Here is a 13,995-nt window from a genome sequence, read left to right on the forward strand (position 1 = left end):
GAGACTCATGGGAAGGATTTCTGATCTGGTTCTGAAGCCCTTCTTCGCGATAATGGTTGTGTTATAGATTGAGGTGAAACTACGCTCAAAGTTATAGAAATGATCGCATGTCTGCCAAATCCACCGCTCCCATACCTAAATCGGAAAAGAGACATTCACTATTATTTCGCTGGATGTTGAGGCGGAATGCTCGGCAGGCGCTAAAGCTGCCACAGGTCAGAGCCCGAGAAACAGAGCTGTTTCGTGAAAGTATAAAGGGAAATTTGCCAAATTCAGGTAATGTTCTCCTGGCAGCATGCGATGATCGCTATTTCTACAATTTCGCTCTGGGACTGATCAAATCCATCGAACGTCTAGGTCAGCCTGAGGCATTCCATCTTCTGCTTCTTCAACCTTCCGGCAAGGTCATCGAGGAAGCGGCTACCCTTTCCAAGACTCTCAAGCACGTGAGGCTGACCTATTCTATTGATCCATGCGCACTGGCAGAGGGGCTGCCACGCCGTGAAATCTATTATACCGCCGCACGCTTCCTGCTAGCGCCTTTAATTCTGGAAGCTGGTGTCGAACGCCTTCTTATGATTGATGTCGACGCCGTGATGAATCGGTCTCCCTGGCCAATAATTCCATCTGATTTCGACCATCAAAGCGGAGCATTCATATTTAGAAGGAATGAAAAACATCCGTGGCGCAAAATTCTTGCATCTGCCGTTCTTTTAAATAATTCGCCAGGTTCAATGCGATTGGCAAATGCAATTGCCGTTTCGATAGCAGTTAGCTTGGGGAAGAAACCCAAATATCATATCGACCAGATTCTACCGTTTTACGTCTGCGAATTTGCAAGCAAAACGATTCAGAATTTTTCCACTGTGGATATTCCCCCCAAACTCATGGGATATGATTACGAGCCGGAAGCCGCTTTCTGGACAGTCAAGGGTCATCAGGCGCTTGATACTTTTATAAGCGAAAGAGACAGGCTTCTTGGCCCAACGGAACAAGAAAACTAAGTCCGCCTGAAAAGTTAGGCGCGGCAGTTAAGCCCTGTGTGAGCGCCGATAGCGCGAATAATGTCATCCCAATCCTCAAGGTGAATTTCATGGCCGCCACCTGGAACACGGAGAAGTTCTGCACCTGGAACGCTTTGTGCCAGCAATTCGCCATGCTCGATCGGAAAAATCGGGTCCGCTGTGCCGTGGACAACGAGAAGAGGTTTAGCTAATTCGTCGCGCTTGTTGTCCCAGCTGTCATCACCTTTCAACATGAAATGATTGGTAGCGCTGGCAAAGTTTTTAGCACGCTTCACATCATGCTCTACGAGTTTACGGGCCTGCATCTCATTATAGGGATGCCGTGTACCTGCAATCATCTGCGTATCTTTAACAATAAAATCTATGACCTGAGCGCTATCGGTCCAATCAACACTCTCGCCTGTCGCTGCGTGCTCCATATAGGCACTACTCGTCTGCGGAAGGTTGGAGGTATCAACGCCGATGGGCGTGGTTGAGATCAAGGTCAGCGTTTTTACGCGTTCAGGATGGGCGAAAGTGGCCATTTGCGCGATCATACCACCCAGCGACATACCGACCAGATGTGCGGTTTTGATATTGTAGGCGTCGAGCACGCGAAATGCATCCTGAGCCATGTCGTCCATTGTATAGTCAGGGTTTCCCGGCTCATAAGCGGTCGAAAGGCCGGTATCCCGATTATCATAACGAATGACGTAGCGATTTTGGGCGGCGAGTTGCTTGCAAAACCCCTCCGGCCACCACAACATGGAAGCCATGGCGCCCATGATAAGCAGAACAGGCTCATGGGTTGGATCTCCAAAAGCCTGCGTGGCGATCTCTACATTGTCAGCAATGATGATCCGTTCATTCATTTCGTCATCCCCCTGCACAGCATCTGAGGTGTCAATGCCTCGAGCCTCGTCTCAAACGAACAGCAACTACATTGGTTGTGAACTTACATAACTGATCCTATAATGCAACCAGTCTTGCCAAAGAAGCAACCGCCGGCAATGACAGCAGAAACCAGAAGAGGTTCAAATGTTGGATCGTGCAGATTTCTATGACGCAGAATTAAAACGTCACACCAAACACTTGATTGCCGCTGCCAGCGTTGGAGTGAGTGACCATGTGCTTGATGTGGGTTGCGGGGCAGGACAAACCACGCGCGATGCCGCCAGCCTTGCTGTCAATGGCAAGGCGATTGGTGTGGATACGTCAAGCGATATGCTGGAAGTTGCCAGGCAACGGGCAAATGATTCTGGGCTCAAAAATGTTTCATTTGAGCAGGGCGACGCCCAAAGCCACGTATTTCCCCAAGCCAGATTCGATCTTTGCATCAGCCGGTTTGGCGCTATGTTCTTCTCTGATCCGGCTGCCGCGTTTGCAAATATTGCCAGCGCCATGCGTCCCGATGCGCGACTGGCATGGATGGTATGGCAGAACCAGGATAAAAATGAATGGTCTGGCGCCATTCGGCGAACCGTAGCTCCGACCACGATGGCCTCACCGGAAACCCGGAAGGCGTTTTCCCTTGGTGAGCCTGCTACCGCCAAAGAGCTTCTCAATACCGCAGGGTTTGTATCCGTCGATTTTATCGACGTGCGGGAACCGGTATTCTACGGAGCATCTGTCGACAGCGCGTTTGACGCTCTCATGAAAATCTTCTCTATAAAGGATATGCTTGCTCAAACGAATGAAGCACCCGAACCTGCCTTGCAACGGCTGCGCAATCTGCTTGAGACTCATATGACCACTGACGGGGTGCTCTTTGACTCCCGCGCCTGGATAATTACCGCTCGAAGAGAATAGGATATTTTGCGGGAATGATGGTGAGCGCGCGGGGGTTCGAACCCCGGACCTACTGATTAAAAGTCAGTTGCTCTACCGGCTGAGCTACGCGCTCCCTTGAAAGCCATAAACTGGCCTCGGGAAGTGCGGCGGAACATAGGTGCGAGATGGCAATCGGTCAACAGCTATTGTGCATAGTTTCTGTGATAAAAAGCGTTGTTTTTACAGCTTTCTTCAAATTTCCCCGGCAGAGCTACCCCGTAATGCGGTATTTGATCAGAGGAATGGCGAAAAGGTGATTGGAAATCCGAACAGATTCGGCTTAATCCGGCGCAACCTGAATGACCATGAAGGAGCGCATATGGCGCTGGATGTTTCCTATCTGACTGCCGCCGGGGCCGGGGCGCTCTCATTTCTTTCACCTTGTGTGCTGCCTCTCGTGCCGCCGTACCTGTGCTACATGGCAGGGGTGACTGTAGAAGACTTCCGAGCTGATGCTTCCACCGCCAAAATTTCACCGGTCAGGCGCGCGCTCCTTTTATCGTCCTTTTGCTTCGTCTTGGGATTCACCACAGTTTTTGTTCTACTGGGTGCAGGCGCATCGACAATTGGGGCATTCCTGCGCATGTGGCAGCAGGAAATAGCCATCCTGGCCGGAATCATCATCATCATTATGGGATTGAACTTCCTCGGTGTGTTCAGATTAGCTTTTCTATCCCGCGAGGCACGCTTTCAAAGCAAAGGAGCACCGGCCAATCCCTTTGCAGCCTATATTATGGGATTGGCATTCGCATTTGGCTGGACCCCATGCATAGGACCGGTGCTTGGTCCAATTTTGGCGCTGGCTGGAGCACGCGATACTGTCGCTGACGGGGCGCTACTGCTTGCGATCTATTCTCTTGGGCTCGGCATTCCCTTCATTATTGCCGCGCTATTTTCCGGTGTGTTCATGCGATTCCTATCCCGGTTTCGCATGCATCTTGGCAAGGTCGAAAAAATCATGGGAGGACTGCTGGTGATTACAGGAGTACTTTTCCTGACCGGAGGGCTGCAGACATTTTCATTCTGGCTGCTTGAAACATTTCCCATCCTCGGCCAACTTGGCTAAAGAAGCGCAAGTTACCAAATTGCAACCAGCATTGTGCCATGTTGCAGCCTGATAACGCTTTGGCCAAACTGAAAGTCTGAACCATGACATCACGCACTTGTCTTACGGTTATTCTCGCTGCCGGAGAGGGCACGCGGATGAAGTCCTCATTGCCGAAAGTGCTGCATGAAATAGCCGGATTACCAATTGTGGGACACGTCGCCAAGGCAGTGCAAGGTGCTGGAGGCAGCGATATAGCCTTGGTGGTGGGCCGTGGCGCCGACAAGGTTGAAACCTCCGTGCGCGCGCTCGTCAGCAATATCACCGTTCACGAGCAGGTGGAGCGCCTTGGCACGGGACATGCCGTTCTTGCCGCACAATCTGCCATAGAGGCAGGTTACGACGACATCATCGTGGTTTTTGGTGATACCCCGCTCATCGAAACATCTGCGCTGGAAATGGCTCGTGAGAAACTGGCTGGCGGTTCAGACATTGTGGTGATGGGATTTCGGCCTGAAAACCCCCATGGATATGGCCGCCTTATTGAACAGGATGGCCGCTTAATTGCGATTCGTGAAGAAAAGGACGCAAGCGAGTCCGAAAAGAAAATTGGGTTTTGCAATGGCGGTCTGATGGCTTTGCGTGGTGATAGTGCCTTGGCATTGCTTCACATGATTAAGAATGAGAATGCAAAAGGTGAGTATTATCTGACCGATGTGGTGGAGATCGCCAATTCGCAAGGGAAGTCTGTTGTTGCCATCGAGATTTCTCCGGACAATGTGATCGGCATTAATACGCGCCTGGAACTGGCGGAAGCGGAAGCAATCTGGCAGAACCGCAAACGCCGCGAAATGATGCTGGCAGGCGTATCCATGCAAGCGCCGGAAACAGTATTTTTCTCTCATGATACAGTGATTGAGGCAGATGTTACGCTGGAGCCCAATATTGTTTTTGGCCCGGGTGTTTCGATTGCGTCCGGTACTGTAATCCACGCATTTTCGCATATTGAAGGTGCAAGCATTGGAGCAAACGCAAGTATTGGCCCGTTTTCCCGTCTTCGTCCGGGTGCAAATCTCGCGGCAAAAGCAAAAGTGGGCAATTTCGTTGAAGTGAAGAACGCCAAGATTGGGCAGGGCGCCAAACTAAATCATTTGAGCTACATCGGAGATGCTACCGTTGGTGCGGACGCAAATATTGGCGCAGGCACGATTACGTGTAATTATGATGGTTACAACAAATACCATACTGAAATTGGAACCAACACATTTGTAGGGTCCAACTCGTCTCTCGTTGCGCCGGTATCGATAGGTGATAATGCATATGTTGCTTCCGGCAGTGTGATTACAGAAAACGTGCCGGCAGATGCGCTGGCCTTTGGTAGAGCGCGTCAAGAAATTAAGGAAGGGCGTGCCGTCCAATTGCGGGCGCGATATGCTGCCTTGAAGCTGTCGAAAAAGGCAGAGTAGGGCAGTCCCTTTAAATCATGCAAGGGTTAGGTAATAGGCTTTCTGCCATGGCGACGAGCCATAGGCAGAAGTGGTAAATTGAGGCATCGGAGTTTTATATGTGCGGAATTGTAGGAATAATCGGACGGGAACAGGTTGCCCCCCTTCTGGTCGATGCGCTCAAGCGGCTCGAATATCGTGGTTACGATTCTGCTGGTGTGGCAACGTTGGAAAATGGCCTGCTTGACCGTCGCCGGGCCGAAGGCAAACTTATAAACCTCGACAACCTGCTCAAAGAAAACCCGCTTGGCGGAACAATTGGTATTGGCCATACGCGTTGGGCCACGCACGGCGCGCCGATCGTCCGCAATGCTCATCCACATACAACGCCGCGCCTTGCTGTCATTCACAATGGGATTATCGAAAACTTTGCTGAGCTTCGCTCCATGCTGGAAGCTGACGGCTATGTTTTCGAAACGGAAACAGACACAGAAACTGTCGCCCATCTGGTGACGCGTGCTTTAGATCGTGGCCTTGCCCCGATCGAAGCTGTTCGTGAGTCACTGCCCTTGTTGCGGGGCGCTTTTGCAATCGCCATCATGTTCAAGGGACAGGAGGATTTGCTGATTGCAGCCCGCAACGGGCCGCCGCTTGCCGTAGGGTACGGGCAAGGCGAAATGTACTTGGGTTCCGATGCTATAGCGCTCGCGCCCTTCACGGATAATCTATCCTATCTTGAAGATGGTGATTGGGCAGTTTTGACCCGTAACGGCGTGACGATCTACGATGAATCCGGCGCAACAGTGCATAGAGCCATGCAAAAATCCGCCGGCTCGGCATTTTTGGTCAGCAAGGGCAATCACAGACATTTCATGGAAAAGGAAATCCATGAGCAGCCGGAAGTTATTTCTCACACGCTTGCCAACTATCTGGATTTTGCCAACGGAACCATTCGGGCCGATGCCGCGCCAATTGATTTTGCAAAAGTTGACCGGATTGCAGCTTCGGCTTGCGGCACTGCTTTTTATGCCGGTCTCGTTGGTAAATACTGGTTTGAACGCATTGCAAGATTACCGGTAGATATCGACGTTGCCTCTGAATTCCGCTACCGCGAAATGCCGCTGTCGAAAGACAGTCTTGCTCTGTTTGTTTCGCAGTCGGGAGAAACAGCCGATACGCTGGCCTCGTTACGTTATTGCAAGGAGCAGGGCCTCACAGTCGGCACCATCGTCAATGTCAAAGAATCGACGATGGCGCGTGAGTCAGACACAATTTTCCCGACTCTTGCCGGACCAGAGGTGGGTGTCGCATCCACCAAGGCGTTTACATGCCAGCTTTCCGTTCTGGCCTCCCTTGCCGTCGCTGCTGGCAAAATGCGAGGGACCATCACCGATCAGGAAGAACGCCAGCTTGTGCGTGAGCTATCCGAGATCCCACGTTATGCCACCCAGGCATTGAAACTTGAGAGCCAGATCGAGGCGATCAGCCGTGAACTCAGCCAAGTCAAACATGCCTTATATCTCGGTCGTGGCACCAATTATCCATTGGCTCTTGAAGGAGCGCTGAAGCTCAAGGAAATTTCCTATATTCACGCAGAAGGCTATGCCGCAGGTGAATTAAAGCATGGACCAATCGCGCTGATTGATGAATCGATGCCGGTCATTGTCATTGCTCCACATGATCGTTGGTTTGAAAAAACCATATCCAACATGCAGGAAGCAGCAGCGCGCGGCGGCAAGATCATTCTCATTACTGACGAAAAGGGCGCTGCGGCCAATAGTTTGAAAACCTGGCATACGATTGTCCTGCCCGACATGCCGGAGATTATCATGCCGATCATTTATACGCTGCCGATCCAGATGCTGGCCTATTACACAGCCGTTTTCATGGGAACGGATGTTGATCAGCCACGCAACCTAGCCAAATCGGTCACAGTGGAATGATTAGCCAGCGCGAAGCAGCCTGACTGCTTCGTCTCGCTCAAAAAGATATAGCAGAACGCGTAGGGCCTCGCCGCGCGCGCTCTGCAGTTCCGGGTCTCGCGTCAGAATATAGCGCGCATCCTTGCGGGCGACTTCAAGAAACTCCGCATGCGCTTCGATATTTGCAAGCCGGAAGCCGGGTACGCCGGATTGACGTGTACCTAGAAGTTCACCTTCACCGCGTAATTTCAGGTCTTCTTCCGCAATACGGAAGCCATCTTCAGTCTCGCGCATGATCTTCAAGCGTGCTTGCGCGACCTCGCCAAGCGGGCCTTTGTAGATCAAAAGACAGGTGGAAGGCTTGTCTCCACGACCAACACGCCCCCGTAGCTGATGTAATTGCGCGAGGCCAAAGCGTTCTGCATGCTCGATAACGATTATGGTTGCATCGGGAACATCAACCCCGACTTCAATGACGGTAGTGGCAACAAGCAACCGCGTTTCACCACTCTTGAAAGCAGCCATTGCCGCATCTTTTTCGGCACCGCTCATTCGGCCGTGAACCAGCCCGATGCGACTGCCCAACAGTGGCTGCAAAGATTGAAAGCGCTCCTCGGCAGAAACAAGATCGACCAATTCGGATTCTTCCACCAAAGGACAGATCCAATAAATCTTCTGCCCCTCATTGATGGCTGTACGCATGCGTTCGACAAGTTCGCTCAACCGCTCCATCGGCAGGATTGCTGTGGTAATCGGGCGGCGTCCAGCAGGCTTTTCCGTCAGTTTTGACACATCCATATCGCCAAATGCGGTGAGTACCAAGGTACGTGGAATTGGAGTTGCTGTCATAACCAACATGTCAGGGGCAGTGCCTTTGGATGTCAAAAGCAGGCGCTGGTGCACTCCAAAACGATGCTGTTCATCGACAATCACCAATACCAGATCGTGATAATTGACCTTTTCCTGGAAGAGCGCGTGCGTTCCAACGATAATATGGATCGCGCCGGTTCTTAGTCCCTCAAGAATCTCCTCCCGTTCGCGGCCCTTTTCGCGCCCCGTCAACAATGCAACCCGCAGCCCGGCCTTTTGCGCGAAGGGCGAAATTGTTGCAAAGTGCTGCCGGGCAAGAACCTCCGTTGGCACCATGAGCGCTGACTGGCCGCCAGCCTCTGCTGCATGAGCCATGGCCAGCAGACCAACAATAGTTTTGCCGGAACCAACATCGCCTTGCAACAGCCGCAGCATGCGGTCCGGCGCACGCAGATCGGTTATGATCTCCTCGATTGCCTGTTGTTGACTATTGGTCAGCTTATAGGGAAGTGCAGCGATGATCTTCGCCTTGAGATGACCGTCTCCCTCAAGCTTGCGACCGGAAAGCCGGCGCGTTTTCATACGAACCAGAGCAAGCGCCAATTGCCCGGCCAGAAACTCATCATAGGCTAGCCGCTGCCTTGCGGGGTGATCAAGCGCGATATCACTTGGGTCTTGCGGATTATGCAGCGTTTGCAAAGCCTGGCGGTGGGAGGGCAAATTGTATTTTTCAATGACAGGTGGATCAATCCATTCGGGCATGTCTGGCGTTTTGCCGAGTGCCTCCTGAACGCTTCTTGCCAGGACTTTGGGTGACAATCCGGCTGTCAGTGGGTAGATCGGCTCAACCAATGGAAGTGAAGCCGCATCCTCCAAACTTGCAATATGATCCGGATGGACCATCGTCGGTCGTCCGTTGAACCATTCCATGGTGCCGGAAACGATAATTGTTTCACCAACAGGCATGACTTTTTCCAGCCAGGCTTGCTTTGCATGAAAAAATGTCAGGCTGATTTCACCTGTATCATCATGGGCGTAAACGCGATGGGGGACGTTGCTGCGACCGCTTGGCGCTGGCTGGTGGCGGTCGATGCGGACTTCAAGGGTCACAATCGCACCTTCGGGCGCATAGGCGATGCCGGGACGATTACGACGATCTATGACGCTATGGGGCGGCAAGTACACAAGATTGCCGACACGCGGCTCGGCTCCCGGCGGCTGTGTTCCGAGCAATGTCCCCAAAAGGATGGATACTTTCGGGCCAATACCCGAAAGCGAACGAACCGAGGCGAATAAAGGATCAAGCAGGGAAGGACGCATATGTAACGTTTAACGCGTTCGATTTGCGTTGCAAGGCTGACAGATGCCACAAGGCAGGCTATACCCAGCCGCATCAGTTGATCGGTGCCTTGAATATTACAAACGGAGCTTGCTCATGACTGGAAGCAGTCGCACAACCGCTGACTTGCCACCAAGGCAAAGACGGATACTTTTTCGCTGCTGGCATCGCGGAATGCGTGAAATGGATCTGATTCTAGGTCAATTTGCCGACGCCAACATTGACAGCTTGTCTGAAGAAGAGCTTGACCAATATGAGTCTCTCATGGAAGCGCTGGACCGTGACCTGCTAAAATGGGTGACAGGCGAAGCAGAAGTACCCGCCGAATTCGACACGCCGATTTTTCACAAGGTTGTCGCCTCTCGCCATAGTCTGAAATATTAGGTCGTGCCAAGGCCTGACTCTGAAATGAAATCCTGAAATCGAAATGACTGCTTTTACCAAACTCGGACTGAAACCGGATGCACGTGGACACATTGTTGTTGACGGCGTTGTCGATGGTTATGAGGCATTTGCTCTGGCAAAGGTCGTTGCGGAAGCGGGGGCCGGTGGACCCGTGCTTTTCATCGCGCGTGATGGACAACGTATTGCGGATATTGAGCAGGTATTGGGATTTGTCTCGCCGGAATTGCCAGTGTTGCAACTTCCTGCGTGGGATTGCCTTCCCTATGATCGCGTTTCCCCCGGGGCGGATACCTCTGCTCGCCGTCTGAGCGCACTTGCTGGCCTTGCTGCCATGCGGCAGGGCAAGCATCCGGGCGTAATTCTGGCGACTGCCAATTCGGTCCTGCAAAAACTTCCGCCACGAAAAATACTCAGCAAACAGCTATTTCTGGCAAAGCCAGGCAATAGAATCGATATGAACTCTCTCGTGCAACGCCTTGAAAGCAATGGTTTTGAGCGTGTTCCGACAGTTCGTGATGTTGGTGAATATGCGGTACGCGGCGGCATATTGGACCTCTTCGCACCGGGCGCCGAAGAGCCGCTTCGTCTGGATTTTTTCGGCGATACGCTCGAAACGATCCGCACATTCGATCCCGCGTCGCAACGTACATCCAGCCAGAAAACTGAATTTTCGATGCAGCCGATGAGCGAAATTACGCTGTCGCCTGAGATCATCAGCCACTTTCGCACTCAGTATGTTCTAAAATTCGGTGCACCGTCACGTGATGACGCTCTCTATCAGTCGATTTCGGAGGGCCGCCGTTTCGCGGGCATGGAACATTGGTTGCCGTTATTTTACGACAACCTCGAAACCGTTTTCGACCATGCAGGCGATATGCCCGTTGTGTTCGATCATCTTGCACATGAATCCATGGCTGAGCGCCACAAAATGGTGGTCGATCACTATGAAGCCCGCAAGCGGCAGTCCGATGGCAAGGAACCGGGCGATACAATTCCATACAAACCTGTTGAACCGGAAACGCTCTATCTAACGCCGGACCAGGTTGAAGCAGCAGCACTTAGTTCAGGACTAAAGATAGACTTTACTCCATTTGATGCGCCATTTGTAACGGGGCGCTCGACGATTCACGCGGGTGTGCATCGCGGACGTACTTTTGTCGAAGAACGAACCGCCAAGGATACCAACGTCTTTGACAGTGTGGTCAAGCACATTTCCGATGAACGTGCTGCCGGTAAGAAAGTTCTTGTTGCTGCATGGAGCGAGGGAACGCGGGACAGGCTCGTTCAAGTTCTGAGCGAGCATGGTCTTGAGAAGATCGAGTTGGTCGAAGATTTGCGCACCGTTAAAGCGCTTGCTCGCGACAAAGTTACAGCAGGCGTCTTGTCGCTTGAAACTGGATTCAATGCAGGCGAGCTCGTTGTTGTCGCCGAACAGGATATTCTTGGTGATCGTCTCATTCGCCATTCCAAGCGGCGTAAGCGGGACCGGGACTTTATCAGCGAAGTTGCTGCCCTGAATGCCGGAGACATTGTCGTTCACGTTGACCACGGTATCGGCCGCTTCATCGGCTTGCGTACGATTACGGCAGCGGGGGCGCCACATGACTGTCTGGAACTGCATTATGCTGGTGATGATCGGCTTTTTCTACCTGTTGAAAACATCGAGCTTCTATCGCGGTTCGGCTCGGAGACATCGACTGCCATTCTGGACAAGCTCGGCGGCGGCGCATGGCAAGCCCGTAAAGCCAAGCTCAAGAAGCGTCTCCTCGATATTGCGGGGCATCTGATACGCATTGCTGCCGAACGGCAAATGCGCGGCGCACCGGTATTACTGCCACCTGAGGGTCTTTATGGCGAGTTCGCGGCTCGCTTCCCCTATGACGAAACCGAAGACCAGGACCGCGCGATAGATGCGGTGATTGATGATCTATCGCTTGGAAAACCGATGGACCGCCTGATTTGCGGCGATGTGGGATTCGGCAAAACAGAAGTGGCGCTGCGCGCAGCTTTTGTAGCAGCGCTGAACGGCGTTCAGGTCGCGGTGGTCGTGCCTACCACCTTGCTGTCCCGGCAGCATTTCAAGACATTTACGTCCCGGTTTCAGGGGTTGCCAGTCAATGTTGTGCAAGCCTCACGACTGGTCGGTTCGAAAGAGCTTGCCGAGAACAAAAAAGGCATCGCCGAAGGTCAGGTCGACATAGCGGTTGGTACGCATGCGCTGCTCGGGCAGGGCATCAAGTTCAAGAATCTAGGCCTTCTGATTATCGATGAAGAGCAGCATTTCGGCGTCAAACACAAGGAACGGCTTAAAGAACTGAAATCGGATGTTCATGTGCTCACTTTGTCTGCGACACCAATTCCGCGGACTTTACAGTTGGCTTTGACCGGCGTTCGCGAGCTTTCGCTTATCACGACACCGCCAGTGGATCGCATGGCTGTACGTACCTTTGTTTCGCCTTTCGATCCGCTCGTTATTCGCGAGACATTGTTGCGCGAACGCTATCGTGGCGGGCAAAGCTTCTACGTCTGCCCGCGCATTTCGGATCTCAATGAAATCAAGGAGTTCCTTGATGCACAGGTGCCGGAGCTCAAAGTGGCTGTGGCTCATGGGCAAATGGCACCGGGCGAGCTCGATGACATTATGAATGCATTCTACGATGGCCAGTATGATGTGCTTCTATCGACCACGATCGTTGAGTCAGGGCTTGATATTCCCACTGCCAACACGTTGATTATTCATCGCGCCGACATGTTCGGCCTATCTCAGCTTTACCAATTGCGTGGGCGTGTGGGGCGATCGAAACAGCGCGCCTATGCTTTGTTCACACTACCTGCAAACAAGGTTCTCACCCAGATGGCGGATCGCAGACTGAAAGTTCTGCAATCTCTTGATACGCTTGGCGCAGGTTTTCAACTTGCGAGCCACGATATGGACATCCGCGGAGCCGGTAATCTGCTCGGCGAAGAACAATCGGGCCATATTCGTGAGGTCGGTTTCGAACTTTACCAGCAGATGCTTGAGGAGGCAGTCGCCGAAATCAAGGGAACAGGTGAGGTTGAAGACGGACATTGGTCACCGCAAATTGCTGTAGGCACTGCTGTGATGATACCGGAAACCTATGTTCCTGATCTGCAATTGCGCCTCGGCCTTTATCGCCGTTTGGCAGACCTCGAAGAACTTCAGGACATTGACGGCTTCGGTGCGGAGATGATCGACAGATTTGGTCCATTGCCGGAAGAGGTCCAGCATCTGCTTAAAATCGTTTACATCAAAGCGCTTTGCCGCCGGGCGAATGTGGAAAAGGTCGATGCTGGACCAAAGGGCGTCGTCATTCAGTTCCGCAACAAGACGTTCAACAACCCTGCTGCCTTGGTGAGGATGATTGGCGAACAGGGGTCTATGGCGAAGATTCGCCCCGACCAGAGCGTTGTTTTTGTTCGCGATTGGCCGACGGCGGAGAAGCGGCTTAACGGAGCGGCAGTCGTAATGACCCAGCTTGCCAAATTGGCCGAGGCGTCCTGATCAAACAGGACGCGGCTCGTATCCATCGGCAGTCTGGCGAATGGCATCGGCAAGCGCATCTGCTGACTGCGCGCCCATAACCGCATATTTCTGGTCGAGAATAAAACAGGGAACGCCGCGCACGCCCACCTGATTGGCGGTATCAATTTCCTGTTGGACACCGACAGTGTCAGCATCCGTAGCAAGCAGGCTATCGACAATGGCGACATCCATGCCTGCTTCTTCAGCAGCTTCAAGCAGAACCTGACGATCACCAATGTCCTTTCCCTGTTCGAAATAATACGAAAAGAGAATTCCAACCACTGCGTCCTGAACATTGGGCGTGGCTTGCGATGCCCATCGGATCAGCCGATGCGCATCAAGTGTATTCGGGCTGATTTTGATCGCTTCAAAATCAAACTCAATGCCTTCTTCCTTGCCAAGCTCAATCAGTTGCTGATGGATTTCGAATATCTTGTCGGAGCTGCCGAATTTCTCCTGCATATATCGATTGCGATCCTTACCTTGGCGCGGAATGGTCGGATCAAGCTGAAACGGCCGCCAATTCACGGTGGCCTCGATATCAGGGTTCATTGCTAAGGCGTTTTCCAGACGCTTTCTACCTAGAAAGCACCATGGGCAAACAACGTCGGACACAACATCTATTATGAATTTCTTTTCGGTCATTATAGG

General features: G+C 52.4%; 10 protein-coding genes and 1 tRNA gene. 7 read left to right on the forward strand and 4 right to left on the reverse strand.

Annotated features, from left to right (window positions below):
- The first annotated feature begins 107 nt into the window (after positions 1 to 107).
- The gene (locus AC6CHM_RS02935; protein WP_115053123.1) at positions 108 to 1,004 is read left to right on the forward strand and encodes a hypothetical protein; all 897 of its coding nucleotides are present in this window, start codon (positions 108 to 110) and stop codon (positions 1,002 to 1,004) included.
- A 14-nt stretch (positions 1,005 to 1,018) separates the two neighbouring features.
- Here the strand turns inward: AC6CHM_RS02935 and AC6CHM_RS02940 are convergent, their stop codons facing one another.
- Positions 1,019 to 1,876 carry an alpha/beta fold hydrolase gene (locus AC6CHM_RS02940; protein ID WP_115053122.1) on the reverse strand — a complete coding sequence of 286 codons (858 nt, stop codon included), beginning with the start codon at positions 1,874 to 1,876 and terminating at the stop codon, positions 1,019 to 1,021.
- A 166-nt stretch (positions 1,877 to 2,042) separates the two neighbouring features.
- On the opposite strand from AC6CHM_RS02940, the gene AC6CHM_RS02945 reads away from it, so the two are divergent.
- Complete coding sequence (locus AC6CHM_RS02945) at positions 2,043 to 2,813, forward strand: class I SAM-dependent methyltransferase (protein WP_498171926.1); 771 nt, start codon at positions 2,043 to 2,045, stop codon at positions 2,811 to 2,813.
- 18 nt (positions 2,814 to 2,831) lie between these two features.
- Here the strand turns inward: AC6CHM_RS02945 and AC6CHM_RS02950 are convergent.
- Positions 2,832 to 2,907, reverse strand: a tRNA-Lys gene (locus AC6CHM_RS02950).
- 246 nt (positions 2,908 to 3,153) lie between these two features.
- Here AC6CHM_RS02950 and AC6CHM_RS02955 point away from each other — a divergent pair.
- The 3 genes from AC6CHM_RS02955 (at position 3,154) to glmS (ending at position 7,267) form a co-directional block, all read left to right on the forward strand.
- Positions 3,154 to 3,900, forward strand: a complete 747-nt coding sequence (locus AC6CHM_RS02955) for a cytochrome c biogenesis CcdA family protein (RefSeq protein WP_307284899.1) — start codon at positions 3,154 to 3,156, stop codon at positions 3,898 to 3,900.
- 83 nt (positions 3,901 to 3,983) lie between these two features.
- Entirely contained in the window at positions 3,984 to 5,345 is a 1,362-nt protein-coding gene (gene glmU / locus AC6CHM_RS02960) for a bifunctional UDP-N-acetylglucosamine diphosphorylase/glucosamine-1-phosphate N-acetyltransferase GlmU (protein ID WP_498171928.1), read from the forward strand.
- A gap of 98 nt (positions 5,346 to 5,443) precedes the next feature.
- Positions 5,444 to 7,267, forward strand: a complete 1,824-nt coding sequence (gene glmS, locus AC6CHM_RS02965; protein ID WP_498171930.1) for a glutamine--fructose-6-phosphate transaminase (isomerizing) — start codon at positions 5,444 to 5,446, stop codon at positions 7,265 to 7,267.
- Here the strand turns inward: glmS and recG are convergent, their stop codons facing one another.
- Complete coding sequence (gene recG, locus AC6CHM_RS02970; protein ID WP_354343652.1) at positions 7,268 to 9,376, reverse strand: ATP-dependent DNA helicase RecG; 2,109 nt, start codon at positions 9,374 to 9,376, stop codon at positions 7,268 to 7,270.
- Between the two features lie 115 nt (positions 9,377 to 9,491).
- Here recG and AC6CHM_RS02975 point away from each other — a divergent pair, with 115 nt between their 5' ends.
- Both AC6CHM_RS02975 and mfd read left to right on the forward strand, forming a co-directional pair.
- Positions 9,492 to 9,779 (forward strand): FAD assembly factor SdhE, encoded by a 288-nt coding sequence (locus AC6CHM_RS02975; protein WP_354343653.1) that lies wholly within the window; start codon positions 9,492 to 9,494, stop codon positions 9,777 to 9,779.
- 43 nt (positions 9,780 to 9,822) lie between these two features.
- A complete protein-coding gene (gene mfd / locus AC6CHM_RS02980) occupies positions 9,823 to 13,323 on the forward strand; it encodes a transcription-repair coupling factor (protein WP_498171932.1) in 3,501 nt (1,166 codons plus the stop codon).
- Here mfd and AC6CHM_RS02985 read toward each other — a convergent pair whose 3' ends face one another.
- A complete protein-coding gene (locus AC6CHM_RS02985; protein ID WP_354343657.1) occupies positions 13,324 to 13,989 on the reverse strand; it encodes a DsbA family oxidoreductase in 666 nt (221 codons plus the stop codon).
- Between the last annotated feature and the right edge of the window lie 6 nt (positions 13,990 to 13,995).

This window comes from Phyllobacterium sp. GQ127, from assembly GCF_059758635.1.